Origin of the sequence: Variovorax sp. RO1, from assembly GCF_002849325.1 — a bacterium.
In the GTDB taxonomy this organism is placed as follows: Bacteria; Pseudomonadota; Gammaproteobacteria; order Burkholderiales; family Burkholderiaceae_C; genus Variovorax.
Genome location: NZ_PKMT01000001.1, coordinates 1,922,137 through 1,939,429, shown reverse-complemented (window position 1 = coordinate 1,939,429; position 17,293 = coordinate 1,922,137). Strand labels below are relative to the sequence as shown.

Below are 17,293 nucleotides of genomic sequence, written 5' to 3'. Positions count from 1 at the left end.
ATTGTTCTGCCGCACCCCAAGTAAGTGTTTCTTCAATACACTGGCGCAGACCCTTGTTTGAAGAAGAATCCACTCGAAAATCACGATGAACGTCGGTTCTGTTTCTCTTGACGAGCATTGCCTCAAGATTCTTTCTGCACTGCAGCATGACGGGCGGCAGACCGTGCAGCAGATTTCCGAGGCCGTGGGCCTGTCGCCCACGCCCTGCTGGAAGCGCATCAAGGACATGGAAGCGGCCGGCGTCATCCGCGGCTACACCGCACTCGTCGACCCAGAATTGGTGGGCCTGCACGTGTCGGCCGTGGCCGAGGTCAACCTCGACCGGCACAGCGAAGCGATGGTGCAACGCTTCGAAGAAGCCGTGGCTGCAAGCCCGCAGATCATTCGCTGCGTGTCGGCGACCGGGCCCGCCGACTACATCCTCAACGTCACCGTGCCGGACATGAAGCACTACGAGCGCTTCCTGCATGAGGTGCTGTTCAGCCTGCCCGGCGTGACGCACGTGCGTTCGAGCATCGTGCTGCGCGAGATCAAGTCGGAGGCGGCGCTGCCGCTGGGGCACCTGCTGAACGCGAAGGCCGGCTTGGTGGGCTCACGACGGACATAGTGAGCCGCTGAACAGTGGCCCTACTTCTTCCGCCGGATGACGTACGCGTTCTGCGCCAGCTCGAAACCGAGCGTCGGGTAGTAGGACATCGCGTCGGGGGCCGAGAGCAGGATCAACGACACCTCGTCGCCGATGATGGCCTGCGTGCGCTTCACGAGTTCTGTGCCGATGCCATGTCCTTGGTACTTCTTGTCGACCGCCAGGTCCGACAGATAGCAGCAGTACGCATGGTCAGTCAGCGAGCGGGACAGCCCCACCAGTTCGTCGCCGACCCATGCCGACAGCAAGAGGCTGGGCGCGGCGAACATGCGCGCGATGCGGGCGAGATCGGTGGTGGGACGCTTGATGCCGGACTGATCGAAGACGCGGGCGACGTCGACGGGATCAAGAGGAACGTTGTGACGGTAGTCGATGGTGATGTGGTTCATGAGATCAAACACGTGGAGTCCATCCGACTTTAGCCGGACAGGAAGCGCGATCTCGATCTCGCGTGGCTAGAATCGGCGCTGCAAAAATCGACTCTGATCTCTTCAGAGCTCCATCCAGCCGTAAGCGTTTACGTCAACCAACGCATCACCAGTGGCACCCGCGGCCGACTGGCGGTGTGCGTTGGTCGCTTCGGTGCTCCTCGTCCCCGCTCATTCGACCGGCCGGTGCCGCCTTTGAAAATTCAAGGAGCGGCGCTCAATGACGAACGTCCAAAAAACAAACTCTTCTTCCCTGCGCACGTTGGTCTGGATGACCCTCGCGCTTTTTCTCGCTTACCTGTCTGTCGCCATGTCGATGCCGGCGGTGACGCTCCACGTGTCGCAGACGCTGGGCATGGGCAATGTCGCGTCCGGCCTGGGCGTCGGCATTGCGTTCTTGTCCACCATCCTGAGTCGCGGCTGGGCGGGCCGGCTGGCCGATGAACGCGGCGGCAAGTTCGCCATGTTCCGGGGCCTTGTCCTCTATGCGGCTGCATCGCTGCTGTGCTGGGCATCCTCTCTGCCTGTGCTGGGCCATGGCACCGGCGCGTACCTGGTTCTGCTGGTGGGGCGCCTCGTGCTGGGCCTCGGCGAAAGCTTCGCGCTCGTCGGCATGCTCGGCTGGGCGATGGCGGCCATGGGCCCCGCGCGTTCGGGGCAGGTCATGGCGCTCGTCGGCACCGGCATGTATGGCGCCTTTGCGGTCGGCGGTCCTCTGGGCCTCTGGCTGCTGGAAAAGCTCGGCTTCGCCGGCCTGATGGCGGGCAGCATCGCCTTGCCACTGGTCAGCGGCGCTATGCTGTGGTCCATTGCGCCCGCCATGTCTGCACAAGGGCGCCGCGCACCGTTCTCCGATGTGCTGGGGCTCATCTGGAAGCAAGGCGCGGTCGTGGGTTTGCAAGGCGTCGGCTTTGCGGCCTTGGGCGCGTTCTTTCCCTTGTACTTCCTGGCCCATGGCTGGCAGGGTGCCGGTTATGGACTGACTTGCTTCGGCGTTGGCTTCGTCCTGGTGCGACTGCTGGCGGGTCGCTTGCCCGACCGCATCGGCGGCACCCAGGTGGCGCTGGTCTCGTTGGCAATCGAGGCTGTGGGTCAGGCCCTGCTGTGGCTGGCGCCCCATCCGGTCGTGGCCATGGTGGGCGCATTGCTGACCGGCATGGGCTGCTCGATGGTGTTCCCCGCCATGGGACTGGAGGCCGTCAAGCGCGTGCCCGCCCATCTGCGCGGCACCGCCATCGGCGGCTTCGCGGCGTTCCAGGATCTGGCGTACGGCGTCACCGGCCCGATGGCGGGGCTGATTGCCGACCACTACGGTCACTCGAGTGTGTTTCTGGTGGGGCTGATCGCGACGGTTGTGGGGATCGGGATGACGTGGCGGCTTGCGAGGGTGTCTCGCGCTGAGCGTGTATCGACGTTGGCTTGAGGCGGCAAGAGAGAGAGCCACTTGGCTCTCTCTTCGGTCGCGGTGTCCGTCACCTGCGAACGAACCGTTCGATCTGCGACGCGACGTCGTCCGGCGCGGCGTCGCTGCGGAAACGGGCGCACCGCATCGCCATGAATTTGGGGAATCGCTCGCGTATCCGTCGCTCCTCGCTCGCCCTGTCACCGCGCAAATACGGCCTCGAAAGCTGGCGTTGCACGATGGCTTCAACGCATGCTTCGAGTTCGAAGGCTGGCAACAACAACGAGGTCAACGCGTCGGTCTCGATGGCGCAACGCAACGCGGGATACCCTACATCGACGTCCTCGGGATACGTGAGAAATCCGGACGAAAGAGCGAGAACGCTGGGAGTGGTCAACGCGGATCGAACCGCCCGATAGACGGCCACGTTCCGCCTTGCATAGCCCAGGTAGCCGGACGCCTCGATGACGGCGTTGATGCTCCCTTCGCTGGACATGAAGCGCTCGTCGAGATCGATGAACTGCCAACCCAATCGCCGCGCCAGATGCGGGCCGACGGTGGTTTTTCCCGTCCCGCCGGGCCCGATGAGATGAAGGACCGTTGTCATGCGTCCCTGAGGCTGCACCTCAAGCAAAGGACCGCCGATATTTGACAAGGCCGCGCTTGATCGAGGCATCGAAGCCGCAGCGCGCGAAGAAGCGATGGGCATCCGTGCGCTCCACCGAACTCAGCAACATGATCTTCGAGCAATCGCTCGCCGCGCAGAAGGCCTCGACCTCTCTCATCAGCGCGGCCCCGACCCCTCGATTGCGAGCGGCCACATCGACAACGACGTTCTCCACGACGGCGAACGGCTGTCGCTTGAACATCACGTCCTCGCACAGCGACACCAGCACCGTTGCGCACACCTGGCCGTCGATCTCCGCGACAAGAAGCGCCGTCCTCGGGTCTTCGGACAATTCCTGCAGGCGCTCAGGCAGCACACAGCGCGCCGTGTCGCCGACCAGTTGGGCGTAGAGCGCATCGATGCGCGCGGCGTCATCGGACACCGCACGACGGACGCTGAGAAATGGGATGGACATGCAGGCGGTCTCCGTGAATGACGGCTGGTTCGGGCGAGGCCCGCTTCTGGCCGGATTCTCCAGCAGCCCTACGCCTGCGAAGCGCGCGATGCCCACATAGACTGGCGAAATGTCCCAGCCCGCACCCACTTTCAACGCCCCGTCCGCCACCAACAACTACGCCGAGAAGACCGCCCGCCTCGTGCCGGGCCTGCACGACCTGCAAACGATGTCGGCCCTGCTCGTCGCCGAGCGCGCGCCGGATGAAACGAACGTGCTGGTCATCGGCGCCGGCGGCGGCATGGAGTTGAAGGTGCTCGCGCAGGCCCATCCCCGATGGCAATTCGTCGGCGTCGATCCGTCGCGGCCCATGCTCGACCTCGCCGCAGAAACGCTCGGTCCGCTTGCCGAGCGAGTCGCACTGCACCACGGCTACACCGATACGGCGCCCGAAGGCCCGTTCGATGCAGCGACCTGTCTGCTGACGATGCACTTCCTGACGCTCGATGAACGCAGGGCGACGTTGAAGGAAATTCGCCGCCGCCTGAAGCCCGGCGCGCCGTTCGTCATGGCGCATCTCAGCTTTCCCCAGGCGGATGGCGAGCGGGAGTTGTGGCTCTCGCGTTACGTCGCTTTCGCCACGGCTTCCGGAGTCGATCCGGACAACGCGCGCAAGGCTGCGACGGCCATCGGCTCGACGCTGCCGCTGCTCAGTCCGGCACAGGAGGAGGCATTGCTGGAGGAAACTGGCTTCACCACCGTCCGCTTGTTCTATGCGGGCATGGCGTTCAGAGGCTGGGTGGCCCAAGCTGCGGCCTGACAGGCTTCGTCCTACTTGGCGTCATTCTTGTACTTAACCAAGATGCACGCCGCCGGCCTTCCGGCTCTTGAACGCCCGTCACCCATCAACGTGCCAAGTCCCGATCCTCCCGCGAAGCAGAAGCCCCCTCCTCCCCCACATGCCGCCAAGCAGGCATTAACGCCTTGCGCGCCGCATTGAGCTCGGCCATCGAAATGTGCAGCTCCGCCATGGTCTGCACCAGCAGTTCGAGCAGCGCGGCGCGTTGGCGCAGCCGCACGGTCTCGGCGCGACGCGCGCGTTGGGCCTGGCGGGCCGCGGCCTGGATGGCGCGGCCCGTGGGCGAGTCGTGCGTGGAATGGCTGTGGTGGTCGTCCATCGACAGGCCGGATGCGGCGCGCATGGGCAGCATCACGCGGCGGCGGGCACACCCTGGAGGGCGGCAGCAGCAGCTTCGCCGTTGGCCGCATCGCCGCGCGTTTCAGCAGCGGGGCCGTAGTTGCGCAGGTGCAGGAAGAACTCGCCCATCATCTGCATCCACAGGCGCACGGCGAAAGCCAGGTAGGCGGGGCTGACGCCACCGGCCACGACGACGTCCATCTCCAGCACGACGAAGTCGCCGTGCTGCGCCACGCGCGCGAAGCGCTTGCTGCGGTGCCATGCGGCGAGCACGGCCTCGGGCAGCGTGCCGCCCTGCACGCGCAGCGGGCAGCTCAGGGTGAAGTCGGTGTACTGGGTGGTGGTGACGGCGTTGCCCCACAGCACCTGGAAGCCGATGCCGTGGCTGGCGCTGTGCAGGCGTACCACGCCGTCTTGTTCGATTGCGGTGACGGCGCCGCCGGCGGCCTTGATGGCGTCCGACACCTGGTCGGGCGTGACGGCGTCGAGCATCTCAAATGCGGCCGGCGCGGCGGCAATGTCGTCTGCTTCCGGGGTCGTGACGGTGGTGTTCATGGTCTGGTTCTTCTTTCGGAAAAAGGGGAAATGGGTTCAGTTGGTTTTCTTGAGCGCGGCGTCGAGCGCGGCGCTGTCGATGCTCAGTTGCGCTGGCGGCGCCAGCTGGGCCATGTAGGCCTGCACGAGCTGCTGTTGCCGCTGCTGGCGCAGCGCGGCCTGCAGCTGCGGCTTCATCTCCTCGAGCGTGGCGGTGCGCGCGGGCTGGATGTCGATCAGCTTGACGATGTGAAAGCCGGCCTCGGCCTGCACCGGTTCGCTGACCTGGCCTTGCTTGAGCTTGGCCACGGTGTCGCGCAGTTCGGGCAGGATGCGCGCGAGCGGCAGCGTGTCGACCTCGCCGCCGCGCTCGGCGCTGCGGCGGTCCTGCGAGCTCGCGCGCGCCACGGCGGCGAAGTCGCCAGTGCGGGCCTGTTTCGCCAGGCGGTTCGCTTCGTCGCGCACCTTGGCGGTGGCGGCCGGGTCGCGCTCGGGCGTGGCCAGGTAGATCTGCGCCACGCGGTAGGCGGCCGGCAGGTTGAAGCCGGTCTTGCCCTGGTCGTAGGCGGCCTTCACCTCGGCGTCCGACGGAAAGCCTGCGGGCACCTGGCTCACGGATTCGAGATAACTGGTGGCGACGATGCGCGCAGTGATCTCGCGCGTGGCGGCGTCGATCCTCGCCTTCACTTCGGGCCGGTCGGCCCAGCCCTTGGCGCGGGCGTCGCGCAGCAGCGCTTCGCTCACGAGGCGCTGGCGCAGCCAGCCGTCGAGGCTCGCGCGGTCGGCCCTGACAGCAGCGCGCTCGGCCTCGGGCAGGGTCTGCAGCAGCTTCTCGATCTCTTCCTGGCCGATGGTCACTTCGCCGATGCGCGCGACGACCGCGGGGCCGGGCGCAACGGGTTGCTGCGCGGCGGCCACGCCGACCGAGGAGACCAGCAGCACGCCGGCCGCAGCGCGCAGGCGTCGGCCGATCCCGGCTGCGGGAGTTGCTTGTACGTTCGTCATTGCGGTTTTCCTTCCGTAGCGGACGCAGCGGCTGCGGGTGCCGGTGCGCTCACAGCGCGCACGTCGAAGCGGCTCTCGTAGAGCTTGTCGCCGTACTGCTGCGCGATCTGTTCGTACTTGACGCGGCTTTGCGCCGCGAAGGGCTGGCGCGAGGCGAGCACGCTGCCCACGTCCATGGTTTCGTAGGCGCGCAGCACCTCTTGGCCGACGGCATAGAGCTGCGTGTTCTTGGCCTCGCACTGCGTGAGCGCGGTGCGTTGCAGTGCAGCCTCGCCAGCCAGGCGCTGGCGCTCGGCTTCGGAAGCGCGCGCCATCTTCAGCAGATCGTCGTACGCGCCGCGGTACTGCGCGATCTGCGCACCCGCTTTCTCGCTCGCTGCCTGGGCCTGCTCGCGCAGCTGCGTGTTGCCGGCGCTGGCTTGCCCGCGCGCGTGGCGCTCGGACGCGAGCTGGGCCTGACTGGCGGCCAGTTCCTTCTTCAGCGTCTCGAGCTCGGACGCGGCCGGTGCCGCGCCAGGTGCCGCGGGCGCCTTGCCCGCGGGCTGGCCGGCCTTGATCGCGGCCAGCTCGTTCTGCGCCTGTTGCAACTGCGTGGTGGTGGTGCGCAGCTGCGCGCGCAGCCGCTCCTCCATGCTCGCGCCTTGCGCCTGCTGGGCCTGCGCCACGCCGGCCGTGGCGGCCAGTGCGGCGAGGGCCAGCGCCGGGAAGATCGTTCGGGACACGGCGAACTCCTTCTTTTGCTTAGAAACGCGCATTGAATTCAAGCTGCAAGGTGTCGATCGACAGCGGCGGGCCGTAGACCTCCTTGGTCGAGATCCAGCGGCCGGTGAACCACATGTTCTTGTCGATCGCGTACGAGCCGCCCAGGAAGTAGCCGCGCGCGTTGGTGCCGCCGCCATGGAAGCTCGAATCGTTGTAGCCGTCGGGCATGGCATCGGGCTCGATGCGCTTGTAGCCCGCGAGCACGTTCCAGTCGCCGCGCGCGGCCGGTGCCGGCTTGCCGTAGGTGGCCTGCACCATGTAGGCGTTGCCGCCGCTCTTGAAGTCCGATTGGGTGGTGCCGCCGGTGGGGCCGAAGTTGTTCACGATGGCGCCGCGAATGCCGCCGCGGGCCCAGATGCCGTTGGCGTCGTAGGCGTTGTTGCGCACGAAGTTGGCGTCCAGGCGCAGGTTGTTGCCGGCCACCTGGGTGTCCCAGCGCAGGTTCAGGTCGATCAGGCGGAACTTCGAGGCCAGGCCGACGTACTGCGGCTGCGGGGTGCCGGCCGGGTTGAGCGGGTCCAGCGAGATGTCGCGCAGCAGCATGAGCGTGTTGCCCTTCTGCATGAAGGCCGGGCGCGACCAGTCGGTGCTGCAGCCGTCGGCGCCCGCGTACAGCGCGCAAGGCTCGGAGACCTGGCCGCTGATGTTGCGGAAGTTGTAGTACGCCAACGCGCCGCGCACGCGGTTGTCTTCGTTGATCTTCCAGTCGGCGCCCACCTGCGCGCCGAGCAGCCACTTGTTCTCGCTCTTCATCTTGCGCTGGCTGCGCGTGGGCGAGCCGTCCGCCGAGTACTCGAGCGGAATCAGGCCCAGCGTGCCGAACAGCGACAGGTCGCGGTTCGCCGAGAGCTTCTTGTCGAACTGCGCGGCAATGCCGTCGAAGTTCAGGTCGCTGGAATACAGCAGGTCGGTCGACATGAAGGGGTTGCCGAAGCGGCCGCCGGTCACGGTGAGCCAGTCGGTCGGCTTGTGCGAGATCCACATCTGGTCGAGCCACACGCTCTTCTTGCCCAGGCCGCCGCCCAGCGTGGTGGTGGTCGAGACGGGGCTTTCGTCGCTGCCCGAGGCCAGGCGCACGCCGGCCTTGGTGTTCTCCGACAGGTCGGCCAGCAGGCCCACGCGGGCGCGGGCGCGGAACAGGTTGCGGCGGTCCTGGCGGGTGTTCAGGATCGACGGCAGCGACAGGTTGGTGTTCGGGTTGACGTCGTAGCCGCTGCCCTGGTTGAGCGAGGGCCAGTTGATCTCGATGTCGCTGTTGTTGCCGGCGTAGCTGCGCGATTCGTTGCGCACGCGCACGTCGCCTTCGAAGCGGATGCGCTTGCTCCACTCGGGCGTCTCGTTGGGCGCGGCCCAGCCTTCGTCCTTGGCCTGGGCCATGACCTGTGCCTTGACCTCGTCGCGGATCTGGTCGCGCACGGTCTGCGAGATGTAGGGCACGCGCACGTCGCCCGCTTCAAGGCGCATGCCGCCTGCGACCGTGGCCGATGCCGCGGTGGCCGACACGGCCGCCTGGCGCTGCGCCTGCTGCGCGGCAATGGCTTCGGTCTGGGCTTGCGCCAGCAGCGCTTCGCCGACGTCCTTGGCGAGCGTGCCGCTTTGAATGAGGCCGCGGATCAGCTTGACCATCGCGGATTCGGCGGCGGGCGCGGCAGCGGTCTGGGCCATGGCGGTGCCGGCCGACAGCACGAACGCGGAGGCCACGGCCGCCGCGAGCGCGCACTGGCGCAGGGCCGGCATCGCGCCCCGGCGCGGGAGGGTGTTGTGGAGGGTGTTCATCGCTTCGTTCACTGAATGGAAGAGGTCGGCCGGGCGTCGGCCGCGGAGAAATGGAAAGGCATGCGGATCACGGCCGGCGTCCCTTCATGGACACGCGCATCGGAAAGCGCATCGAGGCCGGCGGACGTTCTTCGATGCGGTCGAGCCCGCGCAGCAGCGCCAGCACGGCTTCGTCGATGTCCTCGGTGCCGGTGCCGCGCACCAGCTGCGCACGCGTGGTCTTGCCGTCGGCGCCGAGCCACAGGTCGATCTGGATGTCGTCGAACACCAGCTGGCGCGTGCGCGGGTCGCGCGACAGCGCCTGCTGCAACATGCTCGACACGTAGCGCGCATACGAGCCGCTGCCCAGGCCGCCGCCGGCGCCGGTGCCGCTCATGCCGCCGCCGCTGCCGGCCTGGATGCCGAAGGCGTCGTTGCCGGCCTGGCCGGCGCTGTCCATGGTCACCGGGTCGCCCAGGTCTTTCGACGGGCTGGGCGGTGCGTCGTCCTTCGGGGCTTCGAGCGGCTCGACCGGCTTGGGCTCGGGCTCGACCACTTCGGGCTTGATCTTTTCCGGCTCGGGCTCGGGCAGCTTCTCGGGTTCGGGCGGCGGTGGCGGGGGCGGCGGCAGCATCAGCGTGGGCGCATCGGCCACCACGCGCTTCTGGCTCGCGGTGTCGGACAAGAGCCGCCACACGAGCAGCGCCAGCGCCACGACGACCACCAAGCCGATGACCACCCCACCCCAGCGGCGCCAGAGCGCGGCCGTTCCGCCTGCACCACGGGAGCGCGGCGCAGGCGAGGCAGAAGAAATCGGGTCGCGAGGGTTCACGCTCCGGTCCTCACTTCTGCTTGCCGGTCACGAGGCCGATCTGGTTCAGCTCGATGCGGCGCAGCAGGTCGAGCACGTCGACCACCTTCGCGTACTGCACGCTGGCATCGCCGCGCACGATCACGGGAAAGTCGGGCGACAGCGCCTTCTCGGTGCGCAGGCGCTCTTCGAGCTCGGGCAGCGTGACCGGATACGCGTCGAGGAACACGTTGCCCGCGTTGTCGATCGTGATGGCCTTGGTCTTGGGCTTCTCGAGCGCCACCGAGGCGCTGGCCTTCGGCAGGTCGACCTTGATGCCCGGGATGCTGGCGTTGCTGGTGAGGATGAAGATCACCAGCACCACCAGCAGCACGTCGACAAAGGGCGTGATGTTGATGCCGCCCGTGCGCTTGCGCACGGCGAACTTCGCGGCTGTGTTTGCCATGGTGCGCGGTCCTCAGGCGCGGCGCGCCTGCACGGCCACCGGCAGCGAGCGGCCCTCGCCCTGCTCTTCGGCCAGGCGCGTGACGAACTCGTCGACGAACACGGCCATGTCGGCGCCGATGGCGTCCGAGCGCGAGGCCAGCCAGTTGTAGCCGAACAGCGCGGGAATCGCGACGCCCAGGCCCGCAGCGGTACACAGCAGCGCGGCGGCCATGCCGGGCGCCACCGAGTTGATGTCCACGGCGCCGGCCATGGCCGCCACCACGAACACCAGCATGATGCCGATCACGGTGCCGAACAGGCCCACGTACGGCGCGCCTTCGATGGTGGTCGAGAGCCAGTTCATGCGCTTGGACATGCGCTCGGTCTCACGCACCATCACGCCGTCCATCGCGGCGCGAATGGCGCCAATGGTGGAGGCCGACACGGCGTTCAGGTCGTAGCCGCGGTCGTGGCGGCGGCGCATCTCTTCGATGGCCACTTCGTACAGGCGCCACAGCGACGAGTCGGCACGCACCTCTTGCGGCACGGTGTTGTTCGTGGCCATGCGGTCCAGCGGCGCACCGGCGCCTTCGCGGAAGTGCTCGATGAAGGTGGCGTTGGCGCGCGAGGTGGCGCCGAAGCTGCGGCCCTTGCCGATCATGATGGCCCACGACAGCACCATCATCAGGCCCAGCAGGCCGACCACGATCCACGCGTCCAGCGGCATCGCGGCCAGGATGAAGCCGAAGTGGCTCTTGCCCGCCTGCTGCTCGTCGACACCGAAAGCGGCCAGGCGCGACTCGGCGCCTTGCGACACGGCATCGGCCAGCAGCAGCGCGTCGGGGCGCGCGACCTTCGACAGGCGCACTTCGTCGATCGCGCCGGTGAACGGGGCGAAGCCATCGGCGGGTGCAGCGCCCGGCGCAGCGGGTGCGGCCGGTGCATCGGCACCAATCGCGGCGGCGGTGTTCAGCGCGGGCAGCTTGGCCGCCAGCGACACGGCCGGACGGCCGCCCACATACAGCGCCACGCTGTCGCCTTCGGCCTTCACCGCGAGGTGCGACCACTGGCCGGCCTGCATCGGCTGGCCCGGCGTGCTGCGCTGACCGTTCACCTGCACGAAGGGCACGCCCTGGTCGATGCCGACGACGAGCTCACCGGCGCCGTCGCGGCGCGCATAGATCGCCTGACGCGCGCCGAGCGAATCGGGCTTGACCCAGGCGGAGAAGGTCAGCGTGCCGCCGGCCGTCACGGCCAGCGACGGCGTGGCGGGCAGCATCAGTGCGCCGTTGCCGAGCTGCGCGCCCTTGCCGATGACCGTGCCTTCAACGGGCACCGCGGCGGTCTGGCCGTTGTTGCCGTAGGCCGTGGTGTCGCGCGGCGGCACCGCGCCTTCGGCGAAGTGGTAGACCAGCGTGTAGTCGGGGTCGAAGCTGCGCTGGCCGTTGCCCGAGGCCGGGGCCTTGGGGTTGCCGTAGTACATCCAGAGCTTTTGCGGCGTGCCGGCCGAGACGTTGGGCACGTCGACCCAGATCAGCGCCATGCCCAGCAGCGGATCGAACTGTTCGATCTGGTGGTTGAGCACGGTCTTGTCGTCACCCGCGACAAAGCGCAGGTCGGCGCCGGTCTCGCTCACGCCTTCGAACTTGAAGTTGCCCGTGTGCAGGCGCACCAGCACCGGTACGCGGCCGGCATCGCTGCCGATGGCGCCGGCCTGCGGGCCGCCGTCGATGGTGACGGGTTTGCGGTAGGCCCATTCGGCCTGCCACCAGGCATGGGCCAGGCCCGGCAGGAGCGTGCTCAACAGCGTGAGCGCGATGAAAAGAAGTCGTCGCATGACAGGGGTTCTCCGGAAAGCTCGTGGAATGAGAAGAAAAATCGAAAGAAAGAGGAAAGGCCGTCAGTAGCTCGCGGTGATGCTGAAATTCACCTGCGGGTCGTGCTTCTTGGTGCGCGGCCCGTCGATCAGCGGATAGCCGATGTCGACGCGGCCCGAGAAATAGGTGCCGACCTTGAAGGTCGTGCCCACGCCCACCGAATACAGAGCGAAGCGCTCGGCCTGCTCGGGCAGCGGGCTCTTCAGGCGCAGCCGCGCCGCATCGGCGAAGGCGTACACGCGCCAGTTCTCGACGGTGCTGCCCAGGAAGGTGAGCGGCTTGCTGCGCAGCTCGACCGAGCCGACCACGCCGTAGTCGCCGGTGGCTTCGGCCGAGAGATAGCCGCGCACCGAGTTCATGCCGCCCGCAGCGATCTGCTCGCTGGACACGAGCGGCGAATCGGTCATCTGTGCGTTGACGCGGAACGCCACCTGCGTGCCGCCCTCGAAACTGTGCGCGCCGTTGAGGTCGGTCTTCAGCACCATGAAGCTGGGCGAGGCCTTGTAGCGCTTGTAGTCGAAGGCCTCCCAGTCGCTGCCGTACTTGAACGAGCTGCTGGTGCCCGCCACCAGCGACACGCCCACGCCGTACTGGCTCTTGTCGGTCTGGCGGAAGCCCGAGTACGACAGCGTGATCGGCGCGTACTTGAGCGGCACGGTGTCGCCGCTGCCCTTGAGCGTCAGCGCTTCCTTGTTGTTCTTGAAGTCGACGCCCACGCTGAAGGCGTGCCACCAGTTGCCGCTGTTCGGCACCGTGTAAGTCGCCTTCAGGCCGATCGAGTGACCCTTGCCCAGCACGGTGGTGCCGCCGACGGTGGCCACGTTGCTGTCGGACACGAAGGCGTTGGCTTCGAGGCTCCAGTTCGTGCCCTTGAGCGGCGCGTTGTACGAGGCCGAGAACACCTGCGTCTGGTTCAGGTCCTGCGGCGCGCCGAAGAAACTGATGGAGGCGCTGTGGCCCATCTGCCAGAGGTTGTCGTGGCCCAGCGAAGCGCTGGCGCGCAGCTTGCGCGTGTCGGCGCTGTAGTCGTTGTTGAGGCCGACGCTGCCGCGCCACGGGCTCTGGTCTTCGACCTTGAGGTCGACGTCCATCGTGCCCGGCAGTGCGCCGGGTCGCACCAGCGGCATCACCTGGCGCTTGGGGCCGCGGTTGAGCGCGGTGAGCTCGGCCTGCGCGGTGTTGAAGTTGGGCACGCCGCCCTCCTTCAGCGCCGGCACCTGGTCGCGCACATCGAGCGGCGAGTTGTACTCGGCGCCCACCACGCGCACGCGGCCCACGCGGGTCTCGTTGACCTGCAGGAACACCACGCCCTGCGTGACCTGCTGCTCGGGCAGATCGACGTACACCGACTGGTAGCCCGCCGCCTGGTAGGCCGCGAGCAGCGCGTCGCGTGCGCCCTCCACGTCCTTCAGCGAGCGCTCGGGGCCGAGGAAGGGCGTGACCGCTTGTTCGATGGCGCGGGCGTCGAGCACGGTGTTGCCGCGCACGATGTATTCGGCGATGTCGACCTTGCGGGCAGTCTCGGTGGACGCGGCCAGCGCGGGTGTGGGCGCCGAGGTCGGCGCGGGCGTGGAGACAGCGGCAGGTGCTTGTGCGAAGGCGCCCGCCGGGGCGCCGATCGCCATCACTGCCAGCCACACCGCCCTCCAGCAGGCCGGTGGGGCGTTCTTCTTCATGTCATGCATTTACAGCTCGGTTCTCAAGGATGAAGCTCGCGCGGCAGCGGCTCAGGGTGGAGAGCCTTCATGTCGCTGCTGCGTACCGATACCTAGACGCACGGCGCGCGCGGCGACTGCCGTTTGTCACGAAAACTTCATCAAGAAATCGGCAGGAGGTCCGGCGCGGCAGGTTTCGCGCGAATAAGAAGAAGGGCCTCCGCATGGGAGGCCCTTGTGTTTTCTGGTGGTCGCGCAAACGCCGTCTTCTTCCTGTCTTGCAAGCAGCCCAGACTGCGGGGTGGATCGCCGCATCCGCTCGGCGAACCTTCATCTTTTCTTCAAGGGGCGACGATGCGCGTCGGTGTATGGCTGTGGGGTGTGGCGCTCGGCGCGGTCTGCGGCATGGCGGGCGCGCAGACGCCACCCGCTGCCGCTGCCGACGACGGCAGCTGCGTCGAAGTGGTGGTGAACGGCGAGCGCACGCCCGCCTACGACTGCCTGACCCGCAAGCTCGCGCCCACGATGCCCGCACGCGGGCCGGACGACGCGGCGCCCGGGCTCGCCTCGGAAGCGATCACGCAGCGGCCGGGCAATCAGCTGGGGTTGTTCAATCGCGCGGCGACCGGGCATCGCATGGGCAACACCTTCGGCACCTCGGTGTATCCGCAGCGCCCGCCGCCGGTGGTGCCGACGTCGCCGCTGCTGTCGCCCCGCCGCTGAGCGACGTCATGCGGGAAGCGGGTCCGGGCGTTCAGAGTTGCTGGGTGACCAGCACGACGACACCGGCCAGCGAAATGGCGACGCCTACGGCTTTCCTGAAGTTCTTCAACATGTCGTGCGCTCCATCGGTGAGATCCGTGAGACTCGATGGTGCTCCGCTTGCGGGCGCAGCGGGTTTGGCAATCTCGATGGCCGGGATAGAAAAACTCCAACCGCCGGGTGATGCGCGGTGATGCGCCCGGTCAGCTCGCCTGCACGCCCGCCCGGGCTTCGGCGAGCGACAGGCGCTCGCGGGCGAACTGGCTGGCCCGCAGGCGAACGCGCGCGACCGCGGCATCGAGCGAAGGTTGCTGCATGAAGACGAGCACGCCGCGCTTGAGCCCGCGCAGGCTGAGTTCGGCAACGCCGGCGTAGCGGCCGCCGGTGGTCTGGCGGATGTCGATCTGGCTGGACCAACCGTCGGGAAGTTCGACGAAAAGATGTTGCTGTGTGGCGCTCATGTCAGTGAGGAGCTTAGGGCTACTGCCGGCGCCGCCCTAGGACATAGTTCCTAGGTATTAGCATTTAATTTCGTTTAATAACAATTTCACGCGCACTGCGCAAAGGGACACCATGTGTGAACACCCGCATGACTTTCGGCACTCGCGCCGGAACAGCGTGCCATCTAGGATGGAGCGGCCGTGATCCGTCTCCCTCTTTCCGTGCGTCCTCCCGACCGGCCTGCCCCTCAGGTCGATACCGTCCGCCCTGCTTTCTGCGCCGCCGCATGAAGGACGAGACGCACACAGCCGAACACCTCTACACCGTCGAAGTCGAGGGGCGCAACGTCACGGTACGGGACGTGATGGTGGCGGCATTCACCTACCGCATCAAACTCGAGGAACTGCTGGGCTCCCCCCGGCAAGTCGTGCATTGCTACCGGCTCTGGCGCCGGCTCGAGCAGCTCGACGAACCGCCCATGACGCGCCTGGACATCAAGTACGCCGCCGCATGGCGCGACGCACACGAGCAGGCCTGGCAGGTCGCGCAGGTGTTTCTGACCGACCCGCACACCAAGACCTTCGTGCTCCGGCTCGCCATTCCCTGATGGATGGGTTGATGGATTGATCAGCGCATGTGCGCCATGTCGCGGATGTCGGAACGCAGCGCGCTGCGATCGGCGCCCAGGAGCGGCAGGTTGATCAGCAATTCGAGCCGTCGCCGCAGCGAATACAGCACCTGGATCGCGCCATGCGCCGCGTCGTCCGGGCCGGTGCCGGCGCCCGCCACGTCCGGGTAAGGCCACAGCGCCGCATCGGGCTGGCCGGGCCAGCGCGGTTGCAGCGGTTCGAGCGAGGGGTCGAGCGTGATGACGACGTCGGCCCGCAGCGATCCCGCGCGCGCCAACAGGTCCCAACTGCGCGGCGGCGACGTCGGCAAGGCCATGCCGGCGCTGCCCAGCGCCTCGACCGCCGCGGGATGCACATCGGCCGCCAGCCGCCCGGGCTGCCCGCACGAGCGCGCCGCGAAACGCTTCGAATCGAGGTGGGCGAGGCAGGCCTCGGCCAGCACGCTGCGCAGCGAATTGCGCCGCGAGACAAAGACGACTTCGATCCGTTGCTGCATGGTCGAACGACTATAGCCACGCCATGTGGCACCTGTGTAGCGGGGTGCGGCGACCCTCTTGCAAACACCTGTTTACCCCTGTCATGCAAACATGACCAATTAGTGTAAACACTGGTAAACCTTGTGGGATTGATCAGCGTTAGAACCCCATGTGGACATCCGACCCCTCCCTTGTTGCCCTCGCCTTCCTGGTCGGTCTTGCTGCGGGCGTGACGCTCATGAGCATGCTGGCGGTCCTGCGTTCCGACCAGGACCACCCGCCCGCCGAGCGCACCCGGCTGTAAGGCCCCGGCCTCAGGCCATGCACCCGCCGGTATTTCGCCGGCCGGTGTGACCGAGCGCTGCCCCGCCCCACATAAGCGGGCGCGCTTGTTCAGAACCCCGATTGCCCATTCATCGCCGCGCCGTGTCCCGTTCACTGTCTTGCAAAACCAAGTAAGCCTGCTCGAACGCAAGTTTGTCTGCCTACGCCGTCCATCGGCTCGCCCTCGCAACAACCGCGACGGCGACGTAACACCAAATAACTAGCAGCTTCGCGCGACCGGTGCGCCACTTGCCAGGGCCCCGGTTCGCACAGTCCCGGGCGCCTCGCGCAGACACTCGCCGCAGGGCCACCGACACCCGGCAATATTTAACGCAAAGCAACGATTGTTACGATTTTTGTGTCGTTCCCGACGCGCAGCTGTGACGTTCGCCCGGTCCGTGACATGGGGCACGACGATACTGTTTCGGCCTCGATCCTTGCGTTCCTTGCGTGCAGACTGCGCGTGGCGGGACACGAGTCGAGGCACATCATCCAACTCGCTCATGTAAGACAAAAATGAACAAACTGCTCGCACTCATCATCGTGGCTGCTGCCATCACCGCCTGCTCCAAGCAAGAGTCCACGCCCGCAGCGCCGGCCGCACCCGCAGCACCTGCTGCAGCACCGGCCACGCCGGCACCCGCTCCGGCCGCCAGCGCACCGGCCGCCGCAGCACCCGCTGCCACCACCACGGCATCGGCCGACGTGCCCAAGGAATGCCAGGAATACCTGGACAAGGTGAGCGCCTGCGTGGGCAAGCAAAGCGGCGCCGCCGCCGACGCACTCAAGAGCAGCCTCGAGCAGACCAAGGCCACCTGGGCCAGCTACGGCGCCAACGCCGCACAACTCGGCACCGCCTGCAAGGCCGCTTCCGACGCCTTCGCCGCACAAGCCACGGCAATGAAGTGCTGATGCGCTGAGTCGCTCGCGCCGGCGAGGCCACCCTCGCCGCGCAACGCGACACACACCTCCTCGTCTGCGACGAGGAGGCGCCGGCCCCACTCAGCGGACGGCGCCATCAAGGTCCCGCAGGACCGCAAGTTTCCGGCGTCCACCAGCGACCTTCCGACCGGACCCGCCTCCCCGCACAAGAACCGTCGC

At 67.4% G+C, this 17,293-nt stretch carries 21 protein-coding genes; 7 read left to right on the top strand and 14 right to left on the bottom strand.

Going from position 1 to position 17,293, the window contains the following annotated elements; translation table 11 throughout:
- The first annotated feature begins 85 nt into the window (after positions 1–85).
- Positions 86–607, top strand: a complete 522-nt coding sequence (locus CY658_RS09375; protein WP_101489842.1) for an Lrp/AsnC family transcriptional regulator — start codon at positions 86–88, stop codon at positions 605–607.
- 20 nt (positions 608–627) lie between these two features.
- Here the strand turns inward: CY658_RS09375 and CY658_RS09370 are convergent, their stop codons facing one another.
- A complete protein-coding gene (locus CY658_RS09370; RefSeq protein ID WP_101489841.1) occupies positions 628–1,035 on the bottom strand; it encodes a GNAT family N-acetyltransferase in 408 nt (135 codons plus the stop codon).
- Between the two features lie 259 nt (positions 1,036–1,294).
- Between CY658_RS09370 and CY658_RS09365 the strand changes: the two genes are divergently transcribed.
- Positions 1,295–2,497, top strand: a complete 1,203-nt coding sequence (locus tag CY658_RS09365; RefSeq protein ID WP_101489840.1) for an MFS transporter — start codon at positions 1,295–1,297, stop codon at positions 2,495–2,497.
- Positions 2,498–2,546: 49 nt separating this feature from the next.
- Here CY658_RS09365 and CY658_RS09360 read toward each other — a convergent pair whose 3' ends face one another.
- Both CY658_RS09360 and CY658_RS09355 read right to left on the bottom strand, forming a co-directional pair.
- Positions 2,547–3,083, bottom strand: coding sequence for a shikimate kinase (locus CY658_RS09360; RefSeq protein ID WP_101489839.1), 537 nt, complete (start codon positions 3,081–3,083; stop codon positions 2,547–2,549).
- Positions 3,084–3,102: 19 nt separating this feature from the next.
- Positions 3,103–3,558 (bottom strand): GNAT family N-acetyltransferase, encoded by a 456-nt coding sequence (locus CY658_RS09355; protein WP_101489838.1) that lies wholly within the window; start codon positions 3,556–3,558, stop codon positions 3,103–3,105.
- Positions 3,559–3,667: 109 nt separating this feature from the next.
- On the opposite strand from CY658_RS09355, the gene CY658_RS09350 reads away from it, so the two are divergent.
- Entirely contained in the window at positions 3,668–4,357 is a 690-nt protein-coding gene (locus CY658_RS09350) for a class I SAM-dependent methyltransferase (RefSeq protein ID WP_101489837.1), read from the top strand.
- 85 nt (positions 4,358–4,442) lie between these two features.
- Here the strand turns inward: CY658_RS09350 and CY658_RS09345 are convergent, their stop codons facing one another.
- The 9 genes from CY658_RS09345 to CY658_RS09305 all read right to left on the bottom strand — a co-directional run bounded on the left by CY658_RS09345 (position 4,443) and on the right by CY658_RS09305 (position 13,581).
- Positions 4,443–4,748 carry a hypothetical protein gene (locus CY658_RS09345; protein WP_101489836.1) on the bottom strand — a complete coding sequence of 102 codons (306 nt, stop codon included), beginning with the start codon at positions 4,746–4,748 and terminating at the stop codon, positions 4,443–4,445.
- Entirely contained in the window at positions 4,748–5,290 is a 543-nt protein-coding gene (locus CY658_RS09340; RefSeq protein ID WP_101489835.1) for a YbjN domain-containing protein, read from the bottom strand. The genes CY658_RS09345 and CY658_RS09340 overlap by 1 nt, the downstream gene beginning before the upstream one ends.
- 36 nt (positions 5,291–5,326) lie before the next feature.
- Positions 5,327–6,274: a peptidylprolyl isomerase gene (locus tag CY658_RS09335; protein WP_101489834.1), complete on the bottom strand. Its 948-nt coding sequence runs from the start codon at positions 6,272–6,274 to the stop codon at positions 5,327–5,329.
- Entirely contained in the window at positions 6,271–6,996 is a 726-nt protein-coding gene (locus tag CY658_RS09330; protein ID WP_101489833.1) for a hypothetical protein, read from the bottom strand. Before CY658_RS09330 ends, CY658_RS09335 begins: the two co-directional genes overlap by 4 nt.
- Positions 6,997–7,015: 19 nt before the next feature.
- Positions 7,016–8,812 (bottom strand): putative porin, encoded by a 1,797-nt coding sequence (locus CY658_RS09325; RefSeq protein ID WP_101489832.1) that lies wholly within the window; start codon positions 8,810–8,812, stop codon positions 7,016–7,018.
- A 67-nt stretch (positions 8,813–8,879) separates the two neighbouring features.
- Positions 8,880–9,623, bottom strand: coding sequence for a hypothetical protein (locus tag CY658_RS09320; RefSeq protein ID WP_257884797.1), 744 nt, complete (start codon positions 9,621–9,623; stop codon positions 8,880–8,882).
- Between the two features lie 10 nt (positions 9,624–9,633).
- Positions 9,634–10,047 (bottom strand): ExbD/TolR family protein, encoded by a 414-nt coding sequence (locus CY658_RS09315; RefSeq protein ID WP_062474100.1) that lies wholly within the window; start codon positions 10,045–10,047, stop codon positions 9,634–9,636.
- Between the two features lie 12 nt (positions 10,048–10,059).
- The gene (locus CY658_RS09310; protein WP_101489830.1) at positions 10,060–11,865 is read right to left on the bottom strand and encodes a DUF2341 domain-containing protein; all 1,806 of its coding nucleotides are present in this window, start codon (positions 11,863–11,865) and stop codon (positions 10,060–10,062) included.
- A 63-nt stretch (positions 11,866–11,928) separates the two neighbouring features.
- Positions 11,929–13,581, bottom strand: coding sequence for a ShlB/FhaC/HecB family hemolysin secretion/activation protein (locus tag CY658_RS09305; RefSeq protein ID WP_257884796.1), 1,653 nt, complete (start codon positions 13,579–13,581; stop codon positions 11,929–11,931).
- 333 nt (positions 13,582–13,914) lie between these two features.
- Here CY658_RS09305 and CY658_RS09300 point away from each other — a divergent pair, with 333 nt between their 5' ends.
- Complete coding sequence (locus tag CY658_RS09300) at positions 13,915–14,283, top strand: hypothetical protein (RefSeq protein WP_143713636.1); 369 nt, start codon at positions 13,915–13,917, stop codon at positions 14,281–14,283.
- Between the two features lie 242 nt (positions 14,284–14,525).
- On the opposite strand, the gene CY658_RS09295 is transcribed toward CY658_RS09300, so the two are convergent.
- Positions 14,526–14,783 carry a hypothetical protein gene (locus tag CY658_RS09295; RefSeq protein ID WP_101489827.1) on the bottom strand — a complete coding sequence of 86 codons (258 nt, stop codon included), beginning with the start codon at positions 14,781–14,783 and terminating at the stop codon, positions 14,526–14,528.
- A 266-nt stretch (positions 14,784–15,049) separates the two neighbouring features.
- Here CY658_RS09295 and CY658_RS09290 point away from each other — a divergent pair, with 266 nt between their 5' ends.
- Complete coding sequence (locus CY658_RS09290) at positions 15,050–15,370, top strand: hypothetical protein (RefSeq protein ID WP_101489826.1); 321 nt, start codon at positions 15,050–15,052, stop codon at positions 15,368–15,370.
- A 20-nt stretch (positions 15,371–15,390) separates the two neighbouring features.
- Here the strand turns inward: CY658_RS09290 and CY658_RS09285 are convergent, their stop codons facing one another.
- Positions 15,391–15,888: an arsenate-mycothiol transferase ArsC gene (locus tag CY658_RS09285; protein ID WP_101489825.1), complete on the bottom strand. Its 498-nt coding sequence runs from the start codon at positions 15,886–15,888 to the stop codon at positions 15,391–15,393.
- 149 nt (positions 15,889–16,037) lie between these two features.
- On the opposite strand from CY658_RS09285, the gene CY658_RS32980 reads away from it, so the two are divergent.
- A complete protein-coding gene (locus tag CY658_RS32980) occupies positions 16,038–16,172 on the top strand; it encodes a hypothetical protein (RefSeq protein ID WP_257884795.1) in 135 nt (44 codons plus the stop codon).
- A 536-nt stretch (positions 16,173–16,708) separates the two neighbouring features.
- Entirely contained in the window at positions 16,709–17,104 is a 396-nt protein-coding gene (locus tag CY658_RS09280) for a hypothetical protein (RefSeq protein ID WP_101489824.1), read from the top strand.
- The last annotated feature ends 189 nt before the right edge of the window (positions 17,105–17,293 follow it).

Excerpts from the sequence above, each read along its gene's own strand:
- CY658_RS09345 (WP_101489836.1), bottom strand. The coding sequence starts at position 4,748 with ATGCTGCCCATGCGCGCCGCATCCGGCCTGTCGATGGACGACCACCAC.
- CY658_RS09360 (WP_101489839.1), bottom strand. The coding sequence starts at position 3,083 with ATGACAACGGTCCTTCATCTCATCGGGCCCGGCGGGACGGGAAAAACC.
- CY658_RS09305 (WP_257884796.1), bottom strand. The coding sequence starts at position 13,581 with ATGAAGAAGAACGCCCCACCGGCCTGCTGGAGGGCGGTGTGGCTGGCA.
- CY658_RS09315 (WP_062474100.1), bottom strand. The coding sequence starts at position 10,047 with ATGGCAAACACAGCCGCGAAGTTCGCCGTGCGCAAGCGCACGGGCGGC.
- CY658_RS09350 (WP_101489837.1), top strand. The coding sequence starts at position 3,668 with ATGTCCCAGCCCGCACCCACTTTCAACGCCCCGTCCGCCACCAACAAC.
- CY658_RS09370 (WP_101489841.1), bottom strand. The coding sequence starts at position 1,035 with ATGAACCACATCACCATCGACTACCGTCACAACGTTCCTCTTGATCCC.
- CY658_RS09365 (WP_101489840.1), top strand. The coding sequence starts at position 1,295 with ATGACGAACGTCCAAAAAACAAACTCTTCTTCCCTGCGCACGTTGGTC.
- CY658_RS09375 (WP_101489842.1), top strand. The coding sequence starts at position 86 with ATGAACGTCGGTTCTGTTTCTCTTGACGAGCATTGCCTCAAGATTCTT.
- CY658_RS09280 (WP_101489824.1), top strand. The coding sequence starts at position 16,709 with ATGAACAAACTGCTCGCACTCATCATCGTGGCTGCTGCCATCACCGCC.
- CY658_RS09295 (WP_101489827.1), bottom strand. The coding sequence starts at position 14,783 with ATGAGCGCCACACAGCAACATCTTTTCGTCGAACTTCCCGACGGTTGG.
- CY658_RS09300 (WP_143713636.1), top strand. The coding sequence starts at position 13,915 with ATGCGCGTCGGTGTATGGCTGTGGGGTGTGGCGCTCGGCGCGGTCTGC.
- CY658_RS09285 (WP_101489825.1), bottom strand. The coding sequence starts at position 15,888 with ATGCAGCAACGGATCGAAGTCGTCTTTGTCTCGCGGCGCAATTCGCTG.
- CY658_RS09335 (WP_101489834.1), bottom strand. The coding sequence starts at position 6,274 with ATGACGAACGTACAAGCAACTCCCGCAGCCGGGATCGGCCGACGCCTG.
- CY658_RS09340 (WP_101489835.1), bottom strand. The coding sequence starts at position 5,290 with ATGAACACCACCGTCACGACCCCGGAAGCAGACGACATTGCCGCCGCG.
- CY658_RS32980 (WP_257884795.1), top strand. The coding sequence starts at position 16,038 with ATGTGGACATCCGACCCCTCCCTTGTTGCCCTCGCCTTCCTGGTCGGT.
- CY658_RS09355 (WP_101489838.1), bottom strand. The coding sequence starts at position 3,558 with ATGTCCATCCCATTTCTCAGCGTCCGTCGTGCGGTGTCCGATGACGCC.
- CY658_RS09325 (WP_101489832.1), bottom strand. The coding sequence starts at position 8,812 with ATGAACACCCTCCACAACACCCTCCCGCGCCGGGGCGCGATGCCGGCC.
- CY658_RS09310 (WP_101489830.1), bottom strand. The coding sequence starts at position 11,865 with ATGCGACGACTTCTTTTCATCGCGCTCACGCTGTTGAGCACGCTCCTG.
- CY658_RS09290 (WP_101489826.1), top strand. The coding sequence starts at position 15,050 with ATGAAGGACGAGACGCACACAGCCGAACACCTCTACACCGTCGAAGTC.